General features: G+C 72.8%; 20 protein-coding genes and 2 tRNA genes. 14 read left to right on the plus strand and 8 right to left on the minus strand.

Annotation, left to right across the window (positions count from 1 at the left end; all coding sequences use genetic code 11):
• Positions 1-126: 126 nt before the first annotated feature.
• The gene (locus tag DN069_RS06100) at positions 127-1,407 is read right to left on the minus strand and encodes a PP2C family protein-serine/threonine phosphatase (protein WP_111499803.1); all 1,281 of its coding nucleotides are present in this window, start codon (positions 1,405-1,407) and stop codon (positions 127-129) included.
• Between the two features lie 211 nt (positions 1,408-1,618).
• A complete protein-coding gene (locus DN069_RS06105) occupies positions 1,619-2,314 on the minus strand; it encodes a glycosyltransferase family protein (RefSeq protein WP_133259831.1) in 696 nt (231 codons plus the stop codon).
• Between the two features lie 353 nt (positions 2,315-2,667).
• Between DN069_RS06105 and DN069_RS06110 the strand changes: the two genes are divergently transcribed.
• On the plus strand, positions 2,668-3,321 hold the full coding sequence (locus tag DN069_RS06110) for a bifunctional DNA primase/polymerase (RefSeq protein WP_111499805.1): 654 nt from the start codon (positions 2,668-2,670) through the stop codon (positions 3,319-3,321).
• Between the two features lie 208 nt (positions 3,322-3,529).
• On the opposite strand, the gene DN069_RS06115 is transcribed toward DN069_RS06110, so the two are convergent.
• The 4 genes from DN069_RS06115 to DN069_RS06130 all read right to left on the minus strand — a co-directional run bounded on the left by DN069_RS06115 (position 3,530) and on the right by DN069_RS06130 (position 7,682).
• Entirely contained in the window at positions 3,530-4,504 is a 975-nt protein-coding gene (locus tag DN069_RS06115; protein ID WP_111499806.1) for a DUF5926 family protein, read from the minus strand.
• Positions 4,505-4,589: 85 nt separating this feature from the next.
• Positions 4,590-5,084 (minus strand): ATP-binding protein, encoded by a 495-nt coding sequence (locus tag DN069_RS06120; protein WP_243638949.1) that lies wholly within the window; start codon positions 5,082-5,084, stop codon positions 4,590-4,592.
• Positions 5,085-5,351: 267 nt separating this feature from the next.
• On the minus strand, positions 5,352-6,185 hold the full coding sequence (locus DN069_RS06125) for a glycerophosphodiester phosphodiesterase (RefSeq protein WP_111499821.1): 834 nt from the start codon (positions 6,183-6,185) through the stop codon (positions 5,352-5,354).
• A gap of 99 nt (positions 6,186-6,284) precedes the next feature.
• A complete protein-coding gene (locus DN069_RS06130) occupies positions 6,285-7,682 on the minus strand; it encodes a purine-cytosine permease family protein (protein ID WP_111499808.1) in 1,398 nt (465 codons plus the stop codon).
• A gap of 299 nt (positions 7,683-7,981) precedes the next feature.
• Between DN069_RS06130 and DN069_RS06135 the strand changes: the two genes are divergently transcribed.
• The 5 genes from DN069_RS06135 (at position 7,982) to DN069_RS06155 (ending at position 11,809) form a co-directional block, all read left to right on the plus strand.
• Positions 7,982-9,670 (plus strand): S1C family serine protease, encoded by a 1,689-nt coding sequence (locus DN069_RS06135; RefSeq protein ID WP_243638950.1) that lies wholly within the window; start codon positions 7,982-7,984, stop codon positions 9,668-9,670.
• A gap of 78 nt (positions 9,671-9,748) precedes the next feature.
• Positions 9,749-9,835: transfer RNA gene (locus DN069_RS06140), tRNA-Ser, on the plus strand.
• Positions 9,836-10,187: 352 nt separating this feature from the next.
• Positions 10,188-10,679, plus strand: coding sequence for a SigE family RNA polymerase sigma factor (locus DN069_RS06145; RefSeq protein WP_111499810.1), 492 nt, complete (start codon positions 10,188-10,190; stop codon positions 10,677-10,679).
• A complete protein-coding gene (locus DN069_RS06150; RefSeq protein ID WP_133259832.1) occupies positions 10,676-11,446 on the plus strand; it encodes a hypothetical protein in 771 nt (256 codons plus the stop codon). Before DN069_RS06145 ends, DN069_RS06150 begins: the two co-directional genes overlap by 4 nt.
• Positions 11,447-11,575: 129 nt before the next feature.
• The gene (locus DN069_RS06155; RefSeq protein WP_111499812.1) at positions 11,576-11,809 is read left to right on the plus strand and encodes a hypothetical protein; all 234 of its coding nucleotides are present in this window, start codon (positions 11,576-11,578) and stop codon (positions 11,807-11,809) included.
• 82 nt (positions 11,810-11,891) lie between these two features.
• Here the strand turns inward: DN069_RS06155 and DN069_RS06160 are convergent, their stop codons facing one another.
• The gene (locus tag DN069_RS06160; RefSeq protein WP_111499813.1) at positions 11,892-13,133 is read right to left on the minus strand and encodes a GNAT family N-acetyltransferase; all 1,242 of its coding nucleotides are present in this window, start codon (positions 13,131-13,133) and stop codon (positions 11,892-11,894) included.
• Positions 13,134-13,433: 300 nt separating this feature from the next.
• Here DN069_RS06160 and DN069_RS06165 point away from each other — a divergent pair, with 300 nt between their 5' ends.
• The 6 genes from DN069_RS06165 to DN069_RS06190 all read left to right on the plus strand — a co-directional run bounded on the left by DN069_RS06165 (position 13,434) and on the right by DN069_RS06190 (position 20,270).
• Positions 13,434-13,751, plus strand: a complete 318-nt coding sequence (locus DN069_RS06165) for a hypothetical protein (RefSeq protein ID WP_111499814.1) — start codon at positions 13,434-13,436, stop codon at positions 13,749-13,751.
• A 134-nt stretch (positions 13,752-13,885) separates the two neighbouring features.
• Positions 13,886-15,205 (plus strand): OB-fold domain-containing protein, encoded by a 1,320-nt coding sequence (locus DN069_RS41345; RefSeq protein ID WP_341538445.1) that lies wholly within the window; start codon positions 13,886-13,888, stop codon positions 15,203-15,205.
• Positions 15,202-16,386 (plus strand): lipid-transfer protein, encoded by a 1,185-nt coding sequence (locus DN069_RS06175; RefSeq protein ID WP_111499815.1) that lies wholly within the window; start codon positions 15,202-15,204, stop codon positions 16,384-16,386. Before DN069_RS41345 ends, DN069_RS06175 begins: the two co-directional genes overlap by 4 nt.
• A 42-nt stretch (positions 16,387-16,428) precedes the next feature.
• Entirely contained in the window at positions 16,429-17,418 is a 990-nt protein-coding gene (locus tag DN069_RS06180) for a GNAT family N-acetyltransferase (RefSeq protein ID WP_111499816.1), read from the plus strand.
• A 182-nt stretch (positions 17,419-17,600) separates the two neighbouring features.
• The gene (locus DN069_RS06185; protein ID WP_111499817.1) at positions 17,601-18,407 is read left to right on the plus strand and encodes a glycoside hydrolase domain-containing protein; all 807 of its coding nucleotides are present in this window, start codon (positions 17,601-17,603) and stop codon (positions 18,405-18,407) included.
• Between the two features lie 201 nt (positions 18,408-18,608).
• On the plus strand, positions 18,609-20,270 hold the full coding sequence (locus tag DN069_RS06190; RefSeq protein WP_111499818.1) for a long-chain fatty acid--CoA ligase: 1,662 nt from the start codon (positions 18,609-18,611) through the stop codon (positions 20,268-20,270).
• Positions 20,271-20,345: 75 nt separating this feature from the next.
• Here the strand turns inward: DN069_RS06190 and DN069_RS06195 are convergent, their stop codons facing one another.
• Positions 20,346-23,948, minus strand: a complete 3,603-nt coding sequence (locus DN069_RS06195; RefSeq protein ID WP_111499819.1) for a PAS domain-containing protein — start codon at positions 23,946-23,948, stop codon at positions 20,346-20,348.
• Between the two features lie 213 nt (positions 23,949-24,161).
• Between DN069_RS06195 and DN069_RS06200 the strand changes: the two genes are divergently transcribed.
• Both DN069_RS06200 and DN069_RS06205 read left to right on the plus strand, forming a co-directional pair.
• Positions 24,162-24,252: transfer RNA gene (locus tag DN069_RS06200), tRNA-Ser, on the plus strand.
• 70 nt (positions 24,253-24,322) lie between these two features.
• Positions 24,323-25,085: ornithine cyclodeaminase family protein (locus DN069_RS06205; protein ID WP_111499820.1), on the plus strand; the 763-nt coding region annotated here is incomplete at its 3' end.

The following is a 25,085-nucleotide window of genomic DNA, read 5'->3' on the forward strand; positions in this document are numbered from 1 at the left end:
GTCCGTACAAGAGTACGGCGCGAGGGCCTGTTCATAACAGTCGTTGGGTAACTTTCGGAGACGCCCCCTGCAGGTTGTCGCACTCCCTCGGGGCGCGAGGAACTGCGCGCCCCTGAGGGTGACCGGCTACTCGAAACGTGCCGCCAGCAGCACGATGTCGTCCTCGCCCGGCTCCGGCCGGGCCGTGCCGACGCACGACTCCAGGAGGTAGTCGCAGAAACGTTCCGGGTCGTGACGGACGTCGCGGGGGGCGTCCGAGGCGGCGGCGCGGAGGCGGGCCTGGCCGGAGTGGAGGGAGCTGCCGGAGCGGCGGGCGAGGCCGTCGGTGTAGAGCAGCAGCACGTCGCCGCGGTCCGCGCGCAACTCCACGCCCGGCGCTTCCCAGCAGCTCAACATGCCCAGCGGCGCGCTCAGCGACGTCTCCACGAAGGAGGCGCCGAACGAGGTGACCAGCAGCGGCGGGCACTGGCCGGCCCCGGCCAGCGAGAGCCGGCGCGCGGCGGGCTCGACGTACGCGTACAGCGCGGTGGCCGTCCGGGCGGCCTCCGTGCTCTTGAGCAGCAGCTCCAGATCGCCGAGCACGGCGACCGGGTCCTCGCCCTCCAGCACCGCGTACGCGCGCAGCGCCGCCCGCAGCCGGCCCATCGCGGCCGCCGAGTCGGGGCCGCCGCCGGTGACGCTGCCGACGCTGAGGGCGAGGGCGCCCTCCGGCAGCGAGATCGCGTCGTACCAGTCGCAGCCGCCCGCGCCGTCCAGGCCCGCGGGGACGCAGCGCGCGGCGAGCGCCATGCCGGGGGCGCGCGGGAGCGCGCCCGGCAGCAGGCCGCGGCGCAGCGCGTCCGCGGTGCGGCGCAGGCGGTCGCGTTCGACCTCCCTGCGCAGCTGGCGCGCCGCGGAGGCGCAGTAGAGCCCGGCCAGGCGCTGTTCGCGCTCGCTCGGCTGGGTGGGGGTGTCGTAGAACCAGACGACCGAGCCGAGGTCGTCCAGCGGCAGGGAGTAGGACGCGGCGATGCCGAGCTGGACGGCGACCTCCTGGAAGCGGTCACCGGTGGGCTCGCCCGCGGTGGGGCGCAGCACCTGTGCGGCGGGGACGGTCTCCAGCGCGCCGAGGTCGGAGTGGTCGAGGCCGAGGCCGAGGGTGGTGCAGGGGTGCGTCAGCAGCAGCATGCCGCGGCGCGCGCCGACCAGCGCGGCGCCGTCGGCGAGCACTCCGGCCAGCGCCGCGGCCAGGTCGGGCGCGCTGCCGAGCCGGTCGCTGAGGTCGTAGAGGGTGGTCAAATCAGCCAGGGGGTCGGCGGAGCGCTCGCGCAGGGCGCAGAGCTGCTCGCCGCTGATCGTTTCAGCAGGGCTGGTGGGCGCGGGGACGCCCAGGGCCGTGGGCGGAGTGGTGGTCTGCGGCTCAGCCATGGTCCGCACCTGCAAAAACTACGAAGAGTGATGCTGGATTCTTAGTAGATTGTCTGAATTGAATCACTATGCACCCCCATGTCATGCCATACGGCAATTAATGAGTCTCTTCTACACACACCGATCGGGTGATGTCCAGAACTGGCCGCTGCCAGGTGGTTGGTGTCTTTGCCCGAATATTTGGCCGAAAAACATCGGTGCGAATGATCGTTTATCCGAGCGAGTTCCGGGTGACCGCCGGTTGTCCCCGCCGCTCACGCAGGGCTTTGGCCACTTGTCGGCGGCCTTTCAAGCCATGACGCGGCAGTGGGCGCGGTGCTTCGAGTGCGATCGGCACGACCGCGCGCCCGGCGCGGAGCAGATCCGCCACGACGCCCGGCAGTGCGCCCGCGCCCGCGGCCGGCGGCCAGCTGAGCGACCAGGCGGTGCTGCTGAGGCAGCACTCACCCGTCAGGGCACCCGGAAGGACCAGGCCGGCGCGGGCCAGGCCGCGCCGGGCCAGCCGCCCCGCCGCGTCGCCACGCTCCGTCGCCGGGCCCACCGCGACCGCTGCGTCGGCGGTTCCCGCCGTCACCGGCCTGAGCAGGGCCAGCGCCTCCGCCATCCGCTGCTGCCGGCCCGCGTCGACGAAGAGCAGCGGCAGCGGGGCGTAGCCGGCCAGCTGCGAGGCGTCGTGCAGCAGGACCGCGCCACTGTCGGCGGCCACCCGCCGGGTGGAGTCGGTCGAGCCGGACTCCAGCACCAGCACCTTCCGCACCTCCGGGAGGGCGCGCGCGGCCAGCACCGTCAGCGCGATCCGGCCCGCGTCGTTGTGGGCCTGGATCACGACGACGGCGGCGTCTTCGGTTTCGGGCAGGGGAACTGATGCGGGGTCAGCCTCGTGGGCCGATGCGGAATCGGGGACCATGCCCGGATGGTACGGTTCCCGCCGCCTCCGGACACCCCCGCGTCACTCCCCTAGCAGAGCCGTTCGCACACCGCTGCGCGAATACCCCGAACGGAGGAACCATCGCCGCTCACCGTGCGTCATTCCGGACGATGCGTCAGTCTCGTCCCAGAACGTGCTCGCGTGTGCCGTCGATGGGTAGAGAACCGGGTAGGGCGGCGTCGTCCGGGTCCGCAGTTCGGTCCGTAGGCGGACGTCAACGCCACCCCGCGCCCCTGGTCCACCGGCAGCACTGGTGCGGCGGACGTGGTGCGCTTCTCGTTGCGCGAGGTCACGTACCGATCCTTGACCGTCACGGAAAGGAACGAGTGCTCATGCGCGGGGTATCAACACTCGTCAGCAAGGTGAGTCGGCTCCGCTCCCGGGCGCGACTGCTCGGCGCGGCCAGGATCGCTTCTCAGGGGTGGGGTTGGCCGGTGCTGCCCGGCGTCGGCCTGGACGCGGAGGGCGCGTGCCGCTGCCCTCGGCCCGAATGCGTGATTCCCGGGGTCCATCCGCACGACCCCAAGCTGCTCGCGGCGACCACGGACGCCCGCATGATCCGCTGGTGGTGGTCGCGCCGTCCGCAGGCGCCGGTCATCGTCGCGACGGGCACCCACGTCTGCGCGCTCAGCCTGCCCGCCGAGGCGGGCGCGCGGGTGCTGGACTACTTCGACGCGCTCCGCGTCCCGACCGGCCCGGTGATCACGACGCCGACGCGTTACGTGCTGCTCGTCGCGCCCTACTCGTTCCCCGAGCTCGCCGAGCTCCTGGAGACCCAGGACTGGGTGCCCACCAGCCTGCGTTACCACGGCCCCGGCGGTTACGTCGTGCTGCCGCCCTCGCGCACCTCGACGGGCGCGCTGCGCTGGGTCCGCCGGCCGGCGTCCACGCGCCGGACGCCGTGGCTGCCTGTGGTGGGTGATCTGGTGGAGGCGCTGGTCGCGGCCAGCGTGGCTGCGCCGGATGGAGCAACTCTCGCGCCCTGATGGGTTGTTCAACCCGTAACAAGACAAAGGCCCGGCCGCTGGCGACGGGGGATGCACCAGCGACCGGGCTGTTCAAACCGTAACAAACTCTGGCTCCCAAGCAAATTCCCTGAGGGCGTCAGTTTGTGCGGAATTATCGACTCCAGCGCCCCAATGTGACCGAGATCACTGGCTATGCGGTGCGCCGAATGCCGAAAGTGAGAGCAATTCAGCTCAGCGTCACCTGGCGGCTGGTGAGGGAGGCGCGCGCCTTGCGCTGTTCCGGGGTCAGCGGCTCGGTGACGGCCAGCGCGGCGGCGAGTCGCTCCGCGAATTCCGCGGCGGGCTTCTCCACGTCCGCGGCGGTGACCGACTGCGGCAGGTCCCACACCGGCACGACCAGACCGTGCGCCCGGAACGAGCCGACCAGCTTGGTGCCCTCCCCGAGGGACGCCTCACCGGCCGCGGCGAGCCGCGCGAGCGCGTCCAGCAGGTGCTCCTCCTCGTGCGGCATCACCCAGCGCAGGTGGTTGCGGTCCGGCGCGGCGCACCAGTAGGCCTGCGACACCGAGTCCAGCTTGGCGGTCGGGATGATCGCGGCGTTGGCCTGCTCCAGCGAGGCGGCGACCTCACCGGTCGCGTTCGCCGCGTCCTCCAGCCAGAACTCGAAACCGGTGTGCACGTCCGGCTCGAACGCGGCGTCGAGATCCAGCAGCTCCTGCAGGCGCGGTCCACCGGGCGCGGGCCGGCGCGGCGGCACCGGGTTGCCCGGCGCGGTGGCCAGCGCCTGGACCAGCGCGTCCGCGAGGTCCCGGCTCAGGTCGCCGGAGGAGGTCTGCGTCTGCAGCCCCAGCAGCACGGCGCCGTCCTGGCGGCGCATGGCCGGCCAGGCCATCGGGAGCACCGTGGCCAGCGTGACCGACGGGACGTCACCCTCGGCCTCGGCCAGCGTCTCCGGCTTCACCGTCAGCGACGCGGTCGCGGCGGGCACCAGCTCGCGCAGGGCGACCCAGTCGCCCTCGCCCGGCAGTCCCTCGAACGGCCGCTGCACCAGCTCCGCGACCGCGTGGGCGGCCTCCCGCCCGTGGCACGCCTTGTAACGACGCCCGGACCCGCACGGACATGCTTCCCGCGCGCCGACGACGGGCACCGGCCCGTCGCTCACGACGGCGGCGGACCGGAGGGGGGCCTTCTTCTTGGCCATGGTGCGTACTCCCGATGGAACGGAACCTGGACGGGAACGGAGTTCCCTTCGGGAGAGCCTAGAGGTGTGCGGGTACGGCTCGCTCCTAGCTCGCTGCCGCAGCCGGCGGTTCCTCCCGGCGGGCGTGGCGGGCGCGGATGCGGAGGACCGCCCAGACGGTGACCTCGCCCGGCGAGTCGTCGCGGACGCCCCACTCGGAGGCCAGTTGGCCGACGATGCCCAGCCCGCGGCCGCCCTTCGACGTCAGCGACGGGTTGCCGCGTCTCGGCCGCGTCGGGCCGCCACCGTCCGTCACTTCGACCGTCAGCAGACCGTCGCTGTGCAACTCCCAGCCCACCAGGACTTCTTCACCCTCCTGTGCGACGACCCGCTCCCGCTCCAGCGGGCGCGCGTGCCGACAGGCGTTGCTCAGCAGTTCCGACAGGATCAGCACCGCGTCGTCTATCACGGGCTCCGGGACCAGGTGTTCACCGAGGTCCTCCCGCAGCCTTCGTCGCGCGGCACGCACACTCTCCGGACCATGAGGTACAGCCATGGTCAAGGAAGAAGTCGGCACCTCATGCGCCACCACCACGGCCACCCCCGGACCTCCTCCTTCGTCTTGCGCCAGGGTGTGAATGCCCGGTGCGGGCAAGTCGAAAACGGAAAACAAGGCAACCCTGCGGGCTTTCCAGGAGCTCGCGACGGGCGCGAGGAGCGCATTTCACGGCGCGTGACGAACGGGCTACGCTGCGCATTCGGAATACGTTCCGTAATCGCGATCCGGCCACGATCCAGAGGAATTTCCAGCCATTCCGGACAAGCCGATCGGGCCACTGGCCGGAATGAACCCCATCACTCGCTCCGACTATCGTCCGAGCTGGTCCAGCACCCGCCGCGGGTGGTTGGTGATGATCGTGTCGACGCCCAACCGCAGGCAGAGCTCGACGTCCTCCGGCGTGTCCACCGTCCACACGTGGACCCGGTGGCCGGCACGGTGCAGCGCCGCGACGTAGCCGGGGTTGGCGCGGATCAGGTCGATGCCGGGGCCGGCGATCCGGGCGCCGTACGGGAGGGCGCCGTCCCGCAGCCACGGCAGGACGCGCTCCATCAGGAAGACCGTGGGCAGCTCGGGAGCCATCTGCCGGATCCGCTTCAGCGACAGCTGAGAGAAGCTCATCACGCGCACCGGTGAGGGGCCGTCAGCCCGGTTCGGCAGCAGGTCGAACCGGCGCAGCAGCTCCAGCAGGCGCTTCTCGACCAGGCCCGCGTAGCGGGTGGGGTGCTTGGTCTCGATGGCCAGCTCGACGCGGCGGCCGGCGTCGGCGTGCAGTTCGAGCAGGCGCTCCAGCGTCAGCACCCTGGTGTGCTCCGGCGAGGCCCAGTCGGCCTCCTCCGGCGCGTCCGAGCCGTTCGCCTTCCAGCCGCCGAAGTCCAGCTCGGACAGCTGGGCCAGCTCCAGGGTGGAGACGACGCCGCGGCCGTTCGAGGTCCGGTTGACGGTGCGGTCGTGGACGCACACGAGATGGCCGTCGGCGGTCAGCCGGACGTCGCACTCGAGCCCGTCCGCGCCCTGCTCCAGCGCCAGCTGGTAGGCGGCGAGGGTGTGTTCGGCGAAGGTCCCGGAGGCACCGCGGTGCGCGATGACCCGCGTCTGCGCGCGGTTCGGGACGAGGGTGCGGGGGTTGGGCTGGCTGTGCACGTCACCCACCTTAGGCGGCGTGCGTGTCTTCCGGATGAACGGGCCTCCGCGCCGTCCGGACCCGCCGTCCGGCCCTCGCCGCCCCTCGTCCCCGGAGGCCTACGCGTCCGCCTGCGCGCTTGCCTGTGCGTCCGCCTGCGCGCCGCGCCTGCGCAGCAGCGGCGTGAGCGCGAGCGTCACCCCGCCCGCGATGAGGAAGGAGAAGACCGAGGCCGAGGTCCACGAGGTGGGGTGGATGTGGGTGTACTTCTGCGCGTCGGCCCAGAAGCCGGTCCACCAGCCGTAGGGCAGCGTCGCCGGGTTGATCAGCTCGTACAGCACGAAGCCCAGCGCCCACGGCAGCAGCATCAGCCAGCGGGTCGGCGCATCCGCGCTCATGTCCCAGCCGTCCTTGCCGGCGCCGAGGAAGAAGTCGACCGCCAGCACCGCGAGCAGCGGCACGAAGAAGGCGCCGATCAGGCCCAGGAACGCGTAGTAGGTGTTGGTGAAGCCGTCGATCGAGAGCGCGGCCGCCGTCACGACCGCGCCGATGCCGAGGGTCAGCAGGCGCCGGTCCACCCGCGGGAACAGGTTGTGGATCGACATCGCGGTCGAGTACACGTTCGCGAAGGACTGGTCGGCCTCACGCAGCACCAGCACCAGGAAGAAGAGCCAGCCGGCGGTCAGCCCGGTGAAGGTGGAGAAGATCTTGTTGGGGTCGCCGCCCACCTGGGTCAGCGCGATGGCGCCGACGACGTAGCACCAGACCTGCGCCACCGTGTAGCCGGTGAAGGTGCCCCAGAAGGAGCCCTTGCCGCTGCGCGAGTGGCGCGTGTAGTCGGCGGCCAGCGGCACGAAGGAGATGGAGACCGCGACGACGTAGTCCGTGGCCTGCAGGAAGCCGTTCCAGTTGCCGCCGCCGGGGTTGGTCACGCCGTGCCGGGCCAGCTGCACGGTGAAGTACAGCATCGAGACGCCGACCGCGATCGCCACGTAGCGGCGCAGCGCCGCGATCGAGCCGAGCGGCCAGATGGTCATCGTGGTGGTCAGCAGCCCGGCCAGCACGACGTAGACCCAGCGCGGGATGCCGCCGTACAGCGCCTGCGCGCCCTGTGTGATCACGATCAGCTCGTAGACGCCCCAGCCGATGCACTGGAGGATGTTCAGCACGGTCGGGAGGTAGGAGAGCCGCGTGCCGAAGAGGCCGCGCAGCACCGCCATCGCGGGCGCGCCGGTCCGTGCGCCGATCAGCGCGGCGAGGGCGAGCATCAGCGTGCCGACGACGGTGCCGACCACGATCGCGGTGATCGAGGCGGCCAGCGCCAGGTTCTTGCCCTCGGCGTTCACCATCACCGTCGCGGCGCTGGAGAACCCGATCAGGCTGACGCCGAGGTTGGCCCAGAACGCCGCCTGGTCCCGGAAGCCCAGGGTGCGCGGGGGTCTGGTGTCGAGGACGAGCGGTGCCTCGGCGCGTGTGTCGGTGGACGCCTCGGTGGCGTCGTTCAAGGTCGCGGACATGGCCGTCTACAGAGCTCCCTACGCCGGCATTACCCGGTCAGGTTCAGGCGGTCGGCTGCCCTGCCGCGTGTGCGGCTTGCTGCCCTCTCAGCCCGGAGTGAGGTCCGAGCTCCCGCGCATATGATGCGTGTGTTCGACGGCATGGTAAGCCGTCATTCCGGTTCGGCCAAGACCATCGCCGCAGCTTGGACGTCGGAGCGGGTCCGAATCGGGTGCCGTGCCCACGGCTGGGACTTACGATGCCCCGACAACCTGTGCGGAATGCTAGGGACGTTGGTCCCTCAACAAGGAGGTCGTTCGTGAGCACCGAGCACGAGGGCGCGCCCGAGGGGACGCAGTCCCCTGCCCCCGCTGCGGTTCCGGCGGACAGCACGGATCGTCCGGCGGAGCAGACGCCCACGAGCAGCCCTGTCGAGCCCCCGGCCGACCCCGAGCTGGCCGGCTACCCGGCACCCACGTCGGCCGCGCCCGCGGCTCCCGCCGCCCCGGCCGACGCGGCGCCGGTGGCGCCGGTGAGCGACAGCGCGCCGACGCAGCAGCTGCCCGAGCCTCCCGTCCCGCCGTTCCAGCCCCCGGCGCCTCCCGCTGCTGCTCCCGCCACGCCGGCCTACGCCGCGACGCCCGCGCAGCCCTCGCACGCCGAGGCCCCGACGGCGCAGCTGCCCACCGAGCCGCCCACGGTCGCGGCGCCGCAGGCGCCCGCCCAGCCGTACGGCGCCCCACAGGTGCCGCCGGTCCCCCCGACCCCGCCGACCGCCAACGGCGGCGGCACGTTCGGCGGCGGTGCGTTCGGCGGCCAGCCGCCGTACGGCGGCTCGGCCCCCTACGGCGTGTACGGCGCGGGTACGCCGTACGAGAAGCCCAAGGGCAGCCGTCGTGGCGCGTTCATCTCCGTGCTCGCCGCGACCGCGATCCTCGCGGGCGGCCTCGGTGGCGGGCTCGGCGCCTGGCTCGAGAGCCGCAACTCCGGTGGCGCCGACGCCAGCACCACCGTCTCCAGCTCCACCGACCCGAAGGCGCTCAGCCGTGCGCCCGGCTCGATCGCCGCGATCGCGGCGAAGGCGCTGCCCAGCGTCGTCACCATCGAGGCGAGCGGCTCCTCGGAGTCCGGCACCGGCACCGGGTTCGTCTTCGACACCCAGGGCCACATCCTGACCAACAACCACGTCGTCGCGCCCTCACTGGGCGGTGGCAAGCTGACGGTGAAGTTCGCCGACGGGTCCAGCTACGGCGCCTCCGTCGTCGGGCGCGCCCAGGGTTACGACGTCGCGGTGATCAAGCTCGACACCACCCCGAAGGAGCAGCTGGTCCCGCTCCCGCTGGGCGACTCGGACGCGGTCCAGGTCGGCGACACCACGATCGCCATCGGCGCGCCCTTCGGGCTCTCCGGCACGGTCACCTCGGGCATCGTCAGCGCCAAGAACCGCCCGGTCGCCTCCGGCGACCAGACCGGCGCGCAGACGTCCTACATGAACGCCCTGCAGACGGACGCCTCCATCAACCCGGGCAACTCGGGCGGCCCGCTGATGAACGGGGAGGGCCAGGTCATCGGCATCGACTCGGCGATCCAGTCCTCCGGCCAGTCCACGGGCGGCGGCCAGTCCGGCAGCATCGGGCTCGGCTTCGCCATCCCGATCAACCAGGCGCACTGGGTGGCCGAGCAGCTGATCAAGACCGGCGTCCCGGTCTACCCGATCATCGGCATCCTTCGCGACGACAGCTTCACCGGTGACGGCGCGCGCATCAACAGCACCTCCGTCCAGGGCACCCCGCCGGTCACCCCGGGCGGCCCGGCCGACAAGGCCGGCCTGAAGCCGGGCGACGTCATCACCGCGCTCGACGGCGTCATCATCGACTCCGGCCCGACCCTGGTCAGCGAGATCTGGGCCCACCACCCGGGCGACAAGATCTCCGTCACCTTCACCCGCAACGGCCAGACCCACACCACCACCCTCACGCTTGGCTCCCGCAGCGGTGACAACCAGTAATCACCACCACGCCCGCCCCAACTCGTGAGAAGATCCCTGGCGTGGACGTGATCGCATACGATCACCCCGTCCACCCAGGGAGTCTTGCCCGAGCGGCCTAAGGGAACGGTCTTGAAAACCGTCGTGGCTTCACCGCCACCGTGGGTTCAAATCCCACAGACTCCGCAGTAGAACGGCCCCCGACCAGCAACAACGGTCGGGGGCCGCTTTGTCATCGATGATCCGTGAGTCTGTTGCCCCACGTTTGCGTGCGCTCGGCCAGGGTCATCGATCGCCAACGGTGTCTGCGCCTCGGTATCGAACTACGCCATGCCAGAAATCCGCCGGGCCCGGTTCGTTTGCCTGGCCCCCGTGGATCAGGTGAATCACCGAACCAGCCCTTGATCTCCCCGGAAGCTTCACCGTCGTGGAACTGAACGACGCCGGGCACGTGATCAGATGATGTCCCGGGCGATGCCCATCCGCGGACGGATGCATCGCGTAGTGCCGGAGCGGCCGAAGCAGGGAGCGGGAGCGCTTGTCGCCCGAGGAGTTCGACGAGTTCTACGCCGGGAGCTGGTCGCGGCTGGTCGGTCAGCTGTACGTGATGACCGGGGATCTGGCCGAGGCTCAGGACGTGGTCCAGGAGGCGTACGTGCGTGCCTGGCGGCGGCGGGAGGAGCTGTCCGCGTCCGGGGCGCCGGAGGCGTGGGTCAGGACGGTGGCGTGGCGACTCGCCGTCAGCCGGTGGCGGCGCGCGCGGAGTTATCTGTCGGCGCTGGTCCGCCACGGCACGCCGAGCGAGGCGGCGGGACCGGACCCGGAGCACGCCGCGCTGGTGGCGGCACTGCGCAAGATTCCCGAGGAGCAGCGCCGAGTGGTTGTCCTGCACTACCTCTGCGACCTGCCCGTTGCCGAGGTCGCCGAACAGACCGGTGCGCCGGTCGGTACCGTTAAGGTCCGTCTCGCTCGGGCCCGCGCCTCACTCGCCCGGCACCTGACCGGGGATCTCACGGACCTGAAGGCATGATGGGCAGCGACCAGCACCACGACGACGCCTCCGTGCCCGGCGACGACGGGCTGCGCCTGGCGTTGCGCCGCCTCGCGGACAGCGCCGGCGGCACACCCGCGTTGAGCGGGGCCGAGCTGCGTGCCCGGGCCGGGCACCGGCGTCGGCGCATCGGGTTGGCGGTCGTGCCCTCGGCTGCCGCCGCTGGGCTGCTCGTGGGCGTCACCGCCTTCGCGCTCACCGGTCACCACTCCACCGACGGTGGGCCCACCACGCCCGCGCAGAGCGCCCTCCCGGTCGCGCCCCGTACATCCGGCGCACCCACCGTGCCGGCTTCCGGGGTGAGCCGTGCGCCCGGGGCGCGTGCCTCCGCGCGACCCTCCGGGAGTCCGACCGCAACCGCGGCCTCGCCGTCCTCGCGACCGGTGCCGCCGGCACCGATCGGCGACGCCGCGTGCGCGGTGCCCGTGAAGGGCGAAAGCCTGGTCCTGCTGCACGCGCTGGGCGCCGCCGGTGCGCTGAGGACAGGGACGGACTCGATGCTGTCGGCCATCCCGGTGTCCTGTGTCCACGGGCGGCCGGTGCCCAGTGGCCCGCAGCAGGCGTTGGCGACGGCGCCCGACGTCGTGGTGACCACGACGGCCCCCCTCAGCAGCGGCTCCGACTCACGGCTGAGCTCGCTCCAGGAACTGGTCACGGAGCTGACCGGTCATCCCGATCAGCTCTTCGCGGTCCGACGGGACGCATCGGGCCTGGTGACCCGCCTCGACGAGGTCTACGTTCGCTGACGCCCGGGCGGGCCATGCGTGTGACCGGCGTCACTGTAACCCGGCACCCCCCGGGCTGCGTAGAGAGTGCGGAACGCGGTTCACACCCGTCTCCGCCACTCCTCGCAGCAGTTGAAGAAAGGCCACACCATGCGTACCAACGCCGACTCGCAGATCGCCACCGCCGAGATTTCGGACGGCGAGCTGGACTTCATCTCCGGCGGCATCGCCAGCGCCGCGGCCAGCGTCCAGGGCTACGGCGCCTCCGTGCGTGTCGGCGACGTCCTCGGCACCGCCGGCTCCCTGGCCGACACCGTGACCGACATCCTCCCGGTCGCGTCGCTGACCCACCTCGCCGCGGTGCAGACCACCCCCGGGATCTGACGCGGCGTCGACGTCGGCACAGTGGAGGGCGGGCCCCGGGTGGGGACCCGCCCTTCTGGCGTCCGGTTCCGCCTGTGGCGGATCAGAACCAGTGCAGGCAGTGCGGGATGCGGTCGGTGCGGAAGAAGGCGTCGGCCAGGGCCGCCGCCTCGGCGTGGTGGGCGCGGACGTGGCCGGCGCGGACGAGGGTGGACGGGGTGGTGCCGCCGAGGTAGAGGGAGCCGAGGTCGCGGACGTCGAGCGAGAGGTCGGGCGCGCGGGTGGTCGGCGCGCAGTCGGCCTTGCCGTCGCGGACGGTGAGCAGGTAGCGGTCGTGCTCCCCGAGGAACGGGTCGGTGACGTCGAGGACGAGCTCGCCGTCGGTGGACCAGGCGCGGGCCGTCAGCGCGCGGGGGACGTCGAGCAGGCGCACCCAGAGCCAGTCGGTGTGGTTGCCGATCTGCCCGGCGTTGAAGTCCGCGAGCCGCCAGCGCAGCGGGTGCTCCGGCGGGAAATGCTTGATCAGGACCTCGGTGACCAGGTCGTGGCCGAGTGCGAAACCGGCCAGGGCCGTGTACACGGTGTCGTCGACGGCGACGATCTCGTCGACCGTCAGTTCCGAGCCGTTCCGGGCGTAGCTGGCGTAGCCGTCCGGGACCCCGGCGGCGTCGCGGTGGAGGGCGATGTAGCGCGGGGCTTGGGCCACCGGGGGCTGGCCCGCGCCGAGGGCCCACCAGCGCGGGGGACGGGAGAGCGCGCCGGGCTGGGTCCGGCGGTACCGGTCGTAGACCGCCTCCAGGACGTCGCCGCACTCGGCACGCCGCAGCACCTCGACGGAGCCGCGGTCCGTGCTGCCGCTCCCGGTCCCCCCGCTGTCCGCGCCGCCCGCACGTGGCGCGGCGAACGCGGCCCGGTGGCGCGGCACCGTCAGTCGCTGGGTGTGGGTGGCCGGGCCGTAGCCGAAGCGTCCGTAGATCTCCGCCGAGGTGGCCAGCAGCACCGAGAGGAACTCGCCTCGGGCGCGCAGTTCCCCCAGCTGATGCCGCATCATCGCCGTGAGCACGCCGCGGCGCCGGTGAGTGGGCACGACGCCGACGGCGGTGATGCCGGCCGCCGGGGCGGTGAGCTCGCCGGGCAGGGTGAGCTCGAAGGCGTACGAGCCGGTGGTGCCGACCGGGCGTCCGTCCGCGTCGAACGCCAGCAGGCACCGGTCGGGTTCCAGGGCCGCCCACCAGACCCCGCCGCCGTTCTCGTCGGGCGTCGCGGAGAAGTGTCCGAACGCGACGTCGACGGTGCTGACGAAGACGTCGCGGTCCTCGGCGGTGGCGGTGGAGCGGATCTGCATGGCGGGCTCTGCCTCCCCTGGATCGCGGCGCCACGGCTCGGGCGCCCGGCACAGTGCACCCGTGCACCGCGGCCGGGGCAAGCGAATTTCCACGGAATCCTCGGAATCCTCGGAGCCCACGTAATCCACGGCGACACGCGGGCGCTGCGCCGCCGGAGGGGTCTTCATGCACGCTCCGTGCGCGATCCACACCAAAGGGCGAACTGGGCCGAAAAGTCTGGAGCTTTGTCGATTCATTGAGGAATTCTGAGGGTGCGACGTCGCAGTCCGCAGTACCGCAGAGCCAGCCAGGAGGACCGCATGTCCCGTATCCGTACCGCTCTTGTCGCCGTCCCGCTCACCGCCGCCGCGCTGCTGCTCGGAGCAGGGGTGGCGTCCGCCGACAACGGGGCGATCGCGGGTGGGGGTTCGACCAGCAGCACGACCACCACCTCCGTCTCCGACAACGGGACGGGCAACCTGTCCGGTTGGGTGGACGGCAACGCGAACTGGACGCAGCAGACGGCCAACGGGTCGGGCGCGGCGAACCAGAACAACACCTTCGCCGTGAAGGGCAACAACGGCCCGATCTTCAGCAACCAGTCCAACAGCAACGTGCGGATCGACTTCGGGGGGTAACGCTCCCCGGCGTGTGCGTACGGCGACGGCCCCGGGTGTCCCCCTCGGGGCCGTCGCCGCGTCTCCAGGGTCTCCGGGCTCTCCGGCAGCAGCAGCCTTGACAGTGCGCGTGAATCTGACGCACTGTCAGATCTGTGAATCTGGAGGCATACCAGGGACTTCCCTCGACCGTCGCCGGCGTCGGACCGGATCTCGTCAACGCGCCCATGATCCGGCACTGGTGCGAGGCGATGGGCGACGCCAACCCCGCCTACACGGCGGCCGGAGCGGAGGCGTTCGCGCCCCCGGCGATGCTGCAGGCGTGGACCATGGGCTCCTCCGGCCGCCGCGGTCACTTCAACGCACTGATGCGGGAGTTGGAGACTGCGGGGTTCGCCTCCGTGGTGGCGACGGACTGCGAGCAGCAGTACGCCAGGCCGTTGCGGATCGGCGAGCGGGTCCTCTTCGAGTCCGACATCGAGAGCGTCTCGGCGGAGAAGCGGACCGCGCTGGGCACGGGCTACTTCATCACCACCCGGATGGACGTCCGCGCCTATGACGAGGCGGCCGGCGAGAAGCCGGGGGAGGCGACCCCGGTCGGGACCCACCGCTTCCGGATCCTGAAGTTCCGGCCCGCCGAGCGGGCCGAGCGTCCACAGGGTGTGGACGCGAAGCCGCGACGGCCCAGGCCCGTGGTCAACCGCGACAACGCCGGCTACTGGGAGGGCGTCGCCGCAGGCGAACTGCGCTTCCAGCGTTGCGACGCCTGTGGAACCGCCCGCTTCCCCTGGCTGCCCGGCTGCAACGCCTGCGGCAGCGACCGCTGGCACGCCGAGGCGGCGAGCGGCGCGGGCGAGGTGTACTCCAAGGTCGTCGTCCACCACCCGCTCCCACCGGCCTTCGGCACCAAGCCCTACACCGTCGCGCTCGTCGAACTCGCTGAGGACGTTCGGGTCGTGGCGAACGTGGTCGGAGCAGCGCCCGAGGACATCGCCATCGGCACGCCGGTGCGGCTCGGGTTCCAGCGCTACGACGAGGAGTTGGAGCTGCCCGTCTTCCACCTGGCCGGACCGGACCGGCTGCCGCCGCTGCGCGTGCCGCTCACCCGGACGCTGATCGTCTCCGGCGCCATCGCCTCCCGCGACTACCAGGACGTGCACCACGACGCGGAGTTGGCGCGGGCCAAGGGCGCGCCGGACATCTTCATGAACATCCTGACCACCAACGGCCTCGTCGGCCGCTACGTCACCGACTGGACCGGCCCCGACGCCCGGATCGAGTCGATCGCCATCCGGCTCGGGGTGCCCGCCTACCCGGGGGACGAGCTGCAGTTCAGCGGCGAGGTCACCGAACGGGGCGAGGACGGACGGCTGGTGCTCGCCGTCCGGGGCACGAACCGGCTCGGGGTCCATGTCAGCGGGACGGTGACGGTGACCGTGAACGTGACCAGGAAGGTCGGGAGGGCCACCACATGAGCCTGCACCGCGCCGACACGCTCGGCGGCCGCGCCGCCGTCGTCGGGATCGGGGCCACCGAGTTCTCCAAGGACTCCGGCCGCAGCGAGCTGAAGCTCGCCGTCGAGGCCGTCCACGCCGCGCTCGACGACGCCGGGCTGACGCCCGCGGACGTGGACGGGCTGGTCACCTTCACCATGGACAGCAACCCCGAGATCACCGTCGCGCAGGCGGCGGGCATCGGCGAGTTGTCCTTCTTCAGCCGCATCCACTACGGCGGCGGCGCCGCGTGCGCGACCGTCCAGCAGGCGGCCATGGCCGTCGCGACCGGTGTGGCGGAGGTCGTGGTCTGCTACCGGGCGTTCAACGAACGCTCCGGCCACCGCTTCGGCTCCGGGCTCCAGTCGCGGCAGCCGTCCGCCGAGGGTGTCGCGATGGGGTGGACGATGCCGCCGGGGCTGCTCACCCCGGCCTCCTGGGTGGCCCTGCACGCCGCCCGCTACCTGCACACCTACCGCCTCAGCCCGGACGTCCTCGGTCATGTCGCCGTCGCCGACCGCCGGCACGCCGCCGCCAACCCGGCCGCCTACTTCTACCAGCGGCCGATCACCCTGGCCGAGCACGCCGCCTCCCGCTGGATCGTCGAGCCGCTGCGCCTGCTCGACTGCTGTCAGGAGACCGACGGCGGCCAGGCCGTCGTCGTCACCTCCGTCGAGCGCGCCCGCGAGCTGCGGCACGCGCCCGCCGTCATCGCGGCTGCCGCACAGGGCGCCGGGCGGGCACAGGAGGCGATGACCAGCTTCTACCGCGACGACCTCACCGGGCTGCCGGAGCTCGGCGTCGTCGCCCGGCAGCTGTGGGGCAGCAGCGGCCTGGGGCCGCAGGACATCGACACGGCGGTGCTGTACGACCACTTCACGCCGTTCGTACTGATGCAGTTGGAGGAGTTCGGCTTCTGCGCCCGCGGCGAGGCGGCGGACTTCGCCGCCGACGGCGGCTTGGAGCTGGGTGGCCGGCTCCCGGTCAACACCCACGGCGGCCAGCTCGGCGAGGCGTACCTGCACGGGATGAACGGCATCGCCGAGGGCGTGCGCCAACTGCGCGGCAGCAGCGTCAACCAGGTCGCGGACGCGTCCGCGGTGCTGGTCACCGCGGGGACGGGCGTGCCGACCTCGGGCCTGGTGCTGACGGCGGACGGCTAAATCCTTTGCTCCCGCCGTGACGCCGCGCGCAGACTCGGTGGCATGACTGCCGACCGAGCGACGGAGCCGAGCGGGCTCAGCTGGCGCCCCATCGAGCGCGGCCACGTCGCCGCGTGGAAGCTGCTGCTGGACGCGATCGAGGTGGTCGAGCAGGACGACGAGCACTCCACCGAGGCCGACCTGCTGGACCGTTTCGACGATCCCTACGTGGACATGGCCCGGGGCAGCCTCGCCGCCTGGGACGGCGAGCGCATGGTCGGGTACCACTGGATGAAGGCGCGCACCGCCGCCGATCCGGGGCACGAGTTCTGGCAGCTGGGCGGGGTCGACCCGGAGTACCGCGGCCGAGGTGTCGGCCTCCGCCTGCTGACCTGGGCCGAGCAGGCCGCGCGCCCGCTGCACGAGGAGCGGTTCCCGGGCGCGCCGCTGGCGCTGGTGGACGGGTGCTGCGTCGGCTCGACCGCCTCCGAGCAGCTCTTCGCCCGGCTCGGCTACGAGCAGGCGCGGTGGTACCGCAGCATGGTCGTCGACGACCTCGCGGCGACCGTGGCCGCGCTGCCGCCCTTGCCCGTCCCGGACGGCGTCGAGTTCCGCGTGTTCACCGAGGAGCGCGCGGCGGACGCCCTGACGGTGCGCAACGACGCGTTCCGCGACCACTACGACATGGCGCCGCAGACCCCGCAGGGGTGGGCGCACTTCACCGGCGGCGCGTCGTTCCGGGCCGGGAGCAGCCACCTCGCCTACGACAGGGTGAGCGGCGAGCCGCTGGCCATCGTGATGTGTGAGGAGTCCTCCTCCGAGGCGGGACGCGACCTCTACGTCGCCCTCGTCGGCACGGCCCGCGCCGGCCGCAGGCGGGGCATCGCCTCCGCGCTGCTCGCCCACGTGCTGCGGGAGGGGGCGGCCGCCGGATACGACCGGTCCTCCCTGGGCGTGGACGCGGACTCCCCGACGGGGGCGGTCGGGCTGTACGAACGGCTGGGCTACCGGGCCAAGCAGACCTGGGTCGCCCAGCGGAAGCAGCTGGGCTGAGCGCCCCCGTCCGGGGGAGGCGGCATCAGGGGTGTAACAGCAGCAAGAACCTTACTCTGGCGTGGCATATCGTCAGATAACGGGCATTCAGCTAACGATCGAATGTGACCACTCAACGAACCCCTCTGCGTCCTCGTCGCTCTCCGCGTACGCGCACCCCGCTGCGCTCTCTGCTCTGCACGATGCTGGCGCTGGTGTTCGTACCGGCGCTGGTCTGCCCGACCGAGGCCGCCGCGACGACCCGGCGCGGTCTGCCACAGGTCTTCACCGGGCGGGCCTTCGACACCTGCTCCGCCCCGAGCCCCGCGCTGCTGCGCGCCTGGCGCCGCAGCTCGCCCTACGGCGCGCTCGGCCTCTACATCGGCGGCGGCAACCGGGCCTGTTCCCAGCCGTTGCTCACCCGCGGCTACGTGCGCGCGGCGGCCGGCATGGGCTGGCGGATGCTTCCCCTCTACGTCGGGGCCCAGGCGCCCTGCGTGACCGACGCCCACGCCCGCACCGGCCGGATCAACTCGGCCAACGCCTTCGGCCAGGGCCAGTCCGACGGGCAGGATGCGGTCCGCGCCGCGCGGGGGCTGGGCCTGGGCGCCGGCAGCCCCGTCTACCTGGACATGGAGGCGTACTCGCGCGACCGCGGCAGGTGCAGCCTCGCCGTGCTGCGCTACACCGCCGCCTGGTCCCGGGCCGTGCACCAGGCCGGCTACCTCTCCGGCTTCTACAGCTCCGCCGACTCCGGCGTGGCCGACCTCGCCTCGCTGGCCGCGACCGGCCGGGCCGCGCCGCCGCCCGGCACCATGCCCGACGTGGTCTGGTACGCGCGCTGGGACCACCGCGCCTCCACCGACGGTTACAAGGCCCTCAGCCAGAGCCAGTGGGCGGGGCACCGGCGGGTGCACCAGTACGTCGGCAACGCCGTCGAGAACCACGGCGGCCAGAGCGCGATGATCGACCGCAACGCCGTCGACGCCCCGGTCGCGGTCGTTCCCTAGCGGGAGGCGGTGCAGGTCGGTAGCGGGTGCCGGGCGCGGCGGTCGGTGTGACGCTTGTCCTCTGGACAGGCCGTCGGCCGCCGCGGCCATTGTCCTGCGGCCGGGCGGGGGCGAGAATTCCCCCACACACGCCCCTACCCACCGGTAATCGGGGGCGCGCCGGCGGAGCCGGCGGGTCAGGTCACGTCAAGGAGGACCCAGGTGCTCAGCACGATGCAGGACGTCCCACTCACCGTAGGCCGCATCCTCGCCCACGGGGCGGGATTCCACGGCGCCGCCACCGTGTCCACCTGGAACGGCACCAGCGCCGACAGCCGCACCTTCGCCGAGGTCGGCGCCCGCGCCGCGCAGCTCGCCCACGCCCTGCGCGACGAGCTCGGCGTCACCGGCGACCAGCGCGTCGCCACGCTGATGTGGAACAACACCGAGCACCAGGAGATCTACCTGGCGGTGCCCTCCATGGGCGCGGTGCTGCACACCCTGAACCTGCGACTGCCCGCCGCCCAGCTCTCCTACATCGTCAACCACGCCGCGGACCACGCGATCTTCGTCAACGGCAGCCTGCTGCCGCTGCTCGCCCCCCTCCTGCCGACGCTCGAACCGACGCTGCGTCACATCGTCGTCGTCGGCCCCGGCGACCGCGCCGCGCTGGACGACGCCAAGGCCCGCGGCATCGCCGTCCACGACTCCGAGGAGCTGATCGCCGACCGGCCGACCAGCTACCCGTTCCCGACCGACCTGGACGAGCGCACCGCCGCGGCCATGTGCTACACCTCCGGCACCACCGGCGACCCGAAGGGCGTCGTCTACAGCCACCGCTCCGTCTACCTGCACTGTCTGCAGGTCATCTCCGCCGAGGACTTCGCGCTGACCTCCGCGGACAAGGCGCTGCCCGTCGTACCCATGTTTCACGTCAACGCCTGGGGCCTGCCGCACGCCGCGTTCATGGTGGGCTGCTCGCTGCTGATGCCGGACCGCTTCCTGCAGCCCAAGCCGCTGGCCGAGATGATCCAGGCCGAGCGCCCCACCGTCAGCGGCGCGGTCCCCACCATCTGGACCGGCCTGCTGGACGAGCTCGACCACGGCTCCTACGACACTTCCTCGCTGCGCCGCGTCGTCATCGGCGGGTCGGCCTGCCCGCCCTCGCTGATGAAGGCCTTCGAGGAGCGCCACCACATCACCCTCGTCCACGCCTGGGGCATGACCGAGACCTCCCCGCTGGGCTCCTTCGCCCTCCCGCCGGGCGGCCTGACCGCAGAGGAGCAGTGGCCCTACCGCCTCACCCAGGGCCGCTTCCCCGCCTCCGTCGAGCCGCGCATCATCGGCCCCGACGGCACCCCCGTGCCGTTCGACGGCGAGACGGCGGGCGAGCTGGAGGTCCGCGGCCCGTGGATCGCCGGCTCCTACTACGGCGACGAGGAGCTCTCCTCCGACAAGTTCAGCGAGGACGGCTGGCTGCGCACCGGCGACGTCGGCACGATCAGCCCCGACGGCTTCCTCACCCTCACCGACCGTGCCAAGGACGTCATCAAGTCCGGTGGCGAGTGGATCTCCAGCGTGGAGCTGGAGAACCACCTGATGGCCCACCCCGACGTCCTGGAGGCCGCGGTCGTCGCCGTCCCCGACGACAAGTGGGGCGAGCGCCCGCTGGCCACCGTCGTCCTCCGCCCGGACGCGAAGATCGGCTTCGCCGAGCTGCGCGCCTTCCTCGCCGAGCGCGTCGCCTCCTGGCAGCTGCCGGAGCGCTGGTCGCTGGTCGAGGCCGTGCCGAAAACGAGCGTGGGCAAGTTCGACAAGAAGGTCATCCGCGCGGGCTACGCCGCCGGCGAGCTGGACGTGACGACCCTCGGCAAGGGCGAGTAGCCGTACGGGTGTCGAAGGGGCGCGGGTTCTGCCGATCGGCAGGACCCGCGCCCCTTCGGTCGTTCGGTGTGCTGCTCAGACCTCGCCGAGGGCGCCGATGCGGCCGAGCAGGTCGACGATGCGGGCCTGCACCTCGGGAGAGGTGGAGCGCTCCGCGAGGAAGAGGACCGTCTCGCCCGAGCGCAGGCCGGCACGCTGCTCCGGGCCGTCCACGGAGGTGTAGACGACCAGCGGCGTGCGGTGCAGCCGGTTGTTGCTGCGCAGCCAGTCGACGATGCCCATCCGGCGGCGCCGGATCAGCATCAGGTCCATCACCACCAGGTTCGGCTGCACGCTGCTCGCCCGCGAGACCGCGTCGTTCTCGGACGCGGCGTGCTCGACGTGCATGCCGCGCCGCTCCAGCGCGGCGGTGAACGCCGAGGCGACGTGGGGGTCGTGCTCGATCAGCAGCACACGCGGGGCGTGCCGCTCACTGTCGCGCGGCGCGAGCGCGCGCAGCAGCACCGCCGGGTCGGCGCCGTAGGCGGCCTCCGGCGTGGCCTGGCCGAGGCCGGCCGTCACCAGCACCGGCACGTTCGCGTCCCCTGCGGCGGTGCGCAGCGACTGCAGCGCCGTGCGGGTGATCGGCTCGGTCAGCGGGTCGACGAAGAGCGCCGCCGGGAAGCCCGGGACCTGCGCGTCCAGCTCGTCCCGGGTGCGGACCAGAATCGGCTGGTAGCCGCGCTCCTGCAGCGACTGACGGGTCGACGGGTCGGGCTCCGGCCAGACCAGCAGGCGGCGCGGCCGCCCGTCGGAGGCCGGGGCGACCATCGTCGGGTAGTCGGCGCCGGCGATGAACTCCAGCCGGCTCTCCGTCAGCGGGCCCTCGTCGCCGAGCTGCTGCGGCCCGTCGCCGCCCGGCTGCCGGGGTTCCTGGCGCGGGAGGGGGCCCTGGACCGGGCCCTGCGACGGCTGGTCGGTCTGCTGCGGCGCCTGCTGGGTGGGGACGTTGGTCCCCTTCGGCGGCGTCTGCACGGACTGGAGCGGCGACTGGGACAGGCTCATCACGCCGCCGCGGCCGCCGAAGGTGCCGCCTGCGGGCACCGGCGCGGCGGGCGGCAGCGGCAGCGGGCCGCGACCGCGGGAGCGCGACTGCTGCGGAACCGGCATGTTGGTGCCCGTGTTGGCGCCGTTGGTCCGGTTGCCGGCCGCGTTGGCCGCGTTGCGTCCCTGGTGGCCGGACGCGGCCTGGCCGTTCACCGCGCCGTTCTGGGCCCCGTTCTGGGCCCCGTTCTGTCCGTTGTGCTGCGCGCCGTTCACCGGCGCCGGGCCGAGCTCGAAGCGGCCGCCGAAGGGCGCCTGCGCCGCCTGCACGGGCGGGGCGGCGGGGTGGACCGGCTCCAGCGCGGCCGGGCCCGACTCGGCGGACTGCTGCGCGGCGGGGTTCTCGTCGCCCTTGGCGGGGCCGAGGGCGAGCTGGCGGCGACGGCCGTTGCCGGGGGTGGCCTGCCGGCGCGGCTCGGGCGCGACCACGCTGCCGGCCGGCGGCAGCGCGTTCTCCAGGCCGGGGTAGACCGGACCGCCGATCAGGCCCGGGAAGTCACCGGGCTGCTGTCGGCCGGGCTGATCCGGGTGACCCTGCCGGCCGGGGTGCCCGCCCTGCGCGTGCTGCTGGTCGGCCTGTTGGTCGGCCTGCTGTCCGGCCTGGGCGCGGCGCCGGGCCGCTCGGCCCTGGCCCGGCTGACCGCCCTGCTCCGCACCGTGCTCGGCGCCGGGCAGCGCGGGCAGGTGCGCCCCCTGCTGCTCCCGCGCCGCCGCCTCGGCCGCCTCCAGCGCCTGCTGCTCCTCCAGCTGCTGCTGGACGGCGCGCGGCGGGCGGACGATCTCCGGCTCGGGCAGCCGGTTGCGCCGGCGCGAGCGGTCGGTGCCCTGGGTCGGGGTCGCCGACGATCCGGACGGCTGCTGCGCGGGCGCGGCCTCGTCCTCCGCCGGCGCGCTCGTCGGCGCCTTCGGGAGGGCCTCCAGTGGCAGGTCCGGCAGCAGCGTGGTGGCGTTCTCGCCGGGTGCGGGCGCCGGGGCGAAGCGGGCCACCGCGTTCGCCGGGTCCAGCGGCAGTTCCACGATGTAGACGCGGCCCTGACCCTCCGGCAGGTCGTGCGACTGCAGCACGCCGCCGTGACGCTCCACGATGCCGCGCGCGATCGGCTGGTGCACCGCGCCGCCGCCCACGCCGGGGCCGCGCAGTTCGATCCGGGCGACCTCGCCACGCTGCGCCGCCGCGACCACCACGCCGCCGCCGCCCGCGCGGCGCGCGCCGTGGCGTCCGCCGGGCCGACGCCCGGACAGCCCGGAGGCGACGCCGACCGCCATGCCGAACAGCTCGCCGCCGGCGCTCGACGCGTCGTCGCCGGCGACCGCGATCTCGGCCAGCAGATGGCCGAGGGCCTCGGCCAGCCGGCCCTCGTCTCCGATCAGCTCGACCGAGGACGGATGCACCGTGATGTCGACCCGGCCCGCGCCGAGCAGGGCCGTCGCCATGGCGACGGCCTCCTCGAGGATCTTGTCCAGCGAGACCGGGCGCCGCTCGAGCCGCTGCTTGCCCGACTCCACGTCGGCGTCGAAGCGCTGGTAGGACAGCACGCCGTCGACCAGGGCCGAGGTGCGGCGGCACTCGTCGGCCAGCCGGAGCAGCACCCAGTTGGCCTCCGGCCACAGCTGCCCGGCGGGGTCGCGGGCCAGCTGCTCCAGGGTGTCGTTGAGCCGGTCCAGGGGCTTGCGCAGCTCCTGCTCCAGCACGGCCGTCAGGTGCTCGTGCCGCTCGGCCAGGTTCAGGTAGGAGGTGCGGTCTGTGAACGTCATCACCGCGCCGACCAGCTGGTCGCCGTCGCGCACCGGCGCGGTCGACAGCTCGACGGTCACCGGGGTGCCGTCCTTGCGCCACAGCGTCGCGGTGCGGACCCGGTGGCGGCGGCCGGACTCCAGGGTGTCCGCGAGCGGCGACTCCTCCGCCGGCAGCGGCGTGCCGTCCGGACGGGAGTGCATCACCAGCGGCAGCAGCTCCTGGCCACCCAGCTCGCCCGCGCGGTGGCCGAGGATGTGCGCGGCGGCGGGGTTCACCAGGACGACCAGGCCCTCGGTGTCCACGCCCACCACGCCCTCGGTCGCGGCGCGCAGGATCATCTCGGTCTGCTTGTGCTGACGGCGCAGCTCCGCCTCGACCTCCAGCCGGGCGCTGAGGTCGCGCACGACGATCAGCAGCAGCTCGCGGTCGCTGGGAGAGGTGATGCCGGAGCCGGTGCCGCCGTAGTAGGAGCCGGAGTAGCTGCTCGACGAGCTGCCCAGGGTGCCCAGCGAGATCCGGCCGTCGTCCTCGAACTCGGCGGGCTGCACCTCGACGGGCAGCACGGAACCGTCCGTGCGCACGGCGTTCATGCGCACCGGCTCGTCGTCGTCCTCCTCGACGCCCTCCGCGTTCTTGCGCGGCCGCATCGAGCCGGGGATCCGGCTCGGGTCGAACTCGGGCAGGACGGACAGCACGCCCCGGCCGACCAGCGACGTCCCCGGCGCCTGGAGGCTCCGCACCGCCGCGGCGTTGGCGTCGACGATGGTGCCGTTGCTGTTCACCAGCAGTAGCGCGTCGGGAAGGGCGTCGAGTATCGCGGCGAGGCGAGCAGTGCCTCGGGTCGGCCTGCTGCTCACGACGGGAGGTCCTCCTACTCGCTTTCTTGCACCTTGCGGCTCCTTGCGGCTCCTCCTGGGTGGGGCCGCAGCGGCCAGCTAGCACTATCGCATTGTTTTTGCGATCCCGGCGACCCGCCTAGTAACGTGGTCTGAGGTTGGCCGCAGCCCCCAGGGTTGTGGCATCATCCCTGCAGACGGTTGTGATCGCCAGTGGGCGAGCGCAAACGCTGAGGAGGCTTCGCCTAGTCCGGTCTATGGCGCCGCACTGCTAATGCGGTTTGGGTTTTACCGCCCATCGAGGGTTCAAATCCCTCAGCCTCCGCTCCACTTCGGGGCCCCGACCTCTCACCGAGGTCGGGGCCCCGTGGCTTTTCCGCTGGGACCCTGGACGGGTGACCCTGCTGCTCACCCGCTCCGACCTGCTCGCCGTCCTCGACCCGGACGCCTGCCTCGACGCGCTGCGCTCCGCGTTCCTCGCCGCCGACCCCCACGCGCCCTCCGGGCAGCGGGTCGTGGCCGAACTGCCCTTCCCCGGCAGGGCCACCGCGCTCATCCCCGGGCTGCTGCCGGGCGTCGACGCCTACACGGTGAAGGTCAACGCCAAATTCCCCGCCGCCCGCCCCGCGCTGCGCGGCGTCATCTGCCTGCATGCCGCCGCCGACGGCGAGCTGTTGGCCCTGCTCGACTCGGCGACGATCACCGCGTGGCGGACCGGCCTGTCCGCTGCGCTCGCGCTGGACGCACTGGGTGCGCCGGGCGGTCGCCTCGGGGTGATCGGGGCGGGCGCGCAGGCCGAGATCACGATTGCAGGTCTGCACAGACTTCGCGCCTGGCCCTCACTGACCGTCCACGACAGCGCCCCGGAGCGGGCCGCGTCCTTCGCCGCGCGACACGACGGGACCGTCGCCCCCTCCCCGTCCGCCGTCAGCGCGGCGTCCGACCTCGTCCTCCTGGCGACGTGGTCGCGCACCCCACTGCTCGCCCTCGCGGACACCCGCGAGGGCCAGCACCTCACCACGCTCAGCGCGGACGAACCGGGCAAGTGCGACCTCTCCCCGGACCTCCTCGCCGCGGCCTCCCTCACCGTCGACCACGTCCCCCTCGCGCGCACCTCCGGCATCCTCACCAACCCCTCCCTCACGGCCACCCTGCTCG

It is taken from the genome of Streptacidiphilus pinicola (genome assembly GCF_003258295.1).
Classification (GTDB): domain Bacteria; phylum Actinomycetota; class Actinomycetes; order Streptomycetales; family Streptomycetaceae; genus Streptacidiphilus; species Streptacidiphilus pinicola.

Excerpts from the sequence above, each read along its gene's own strand:
- DN069_RS06100 (WP_111499803.1), bottom strand. The coding sequence starts at position 1,407 with ATGGCTGAGCCGCAGACCACCACTCCGCCCACGGCCCTGGGCGTCCCC.
- DN069_RS06105 (WP_133259831.1), bottom strand. The coding sequence starts at position 2,314 with ATGGTCCCCGATTCCGCATCGGCCCACGAGGCTGACCCCGCATCAGTT.
- DN069_RS06110 (WP_111499805.1), top strand. The coding sequence starts at position 2,668 with ATGCGCGGGGTATCAACACTCGTCAGCAAGGTGAGTCGGCTCCGCTCC.
- DN069_RS06115 (WP_111499806.1), bottom strand. The coding sequence starts at position 4,504 with ATGGCCAAGAAGAAGGCCCCCCTCCGGTCCGCCGCCGTCGTGAGCGAC.
- DN069_RS06130 (WP_111499808.1), bottom strand. The coding sequence starts at position 7,682 with ATGTCCGCGACCTTGAACGACGCCACCGAGGCGTCCACCGACACACGC.
- DN069_RS06150 (WP_133259832.1), top strand. The coding sequence starts at position 10,676 with ATGATGGGCAGCGACCAGCACCACGACGACGCCTCCGTGCCCGGCGAC.
- DN069_RS06155 (WP_111499812.1), top strand. The coding sequence starts at position 11,576 with ATGCGTACCAACGCCGACTCGCAGATCGCCACCGCCGAGATTTCGGAC.
- DN069_RS06160 (WP_111499813.1), bottom strand. The coding sequence starts at position 13,133 with ATGCAGATCCGCTCCACCGCCACCGCCGAGGACCGCGACGTCTTCGTC.
- DN069_RS06165 (WP_111499814.1), top strand. The coding sequence starts at position 13,434 with ATGTCCCGTATCCGTACCGCTCTTGTCGCCGTCCCGCTCACCGCCGCC.
- DN069_RS06175 (WP_111499815.1), top strand. The coding sequence starts at position 15,202 with ATGAGCCTGCACCGCGCCGACACGCTCGGCGGCCGCGCCGCCGTCGTC.
- DN069_RS06180 (WP_111499816.1), top strand. The coding sequence starts at position 16,429 with ATGACTGCCGACCGAGCGACGGAGCCGAGCGGGCTCAGCTGGCGCCCC.
- DN069_RS06185 (WP_111499817.1), top strand. The coding sequence starts at position 17,601 with ATGCTGGCGCTGGTGTTCGTACCGGCGCTGGTCTGCCCGACCGAGGCC.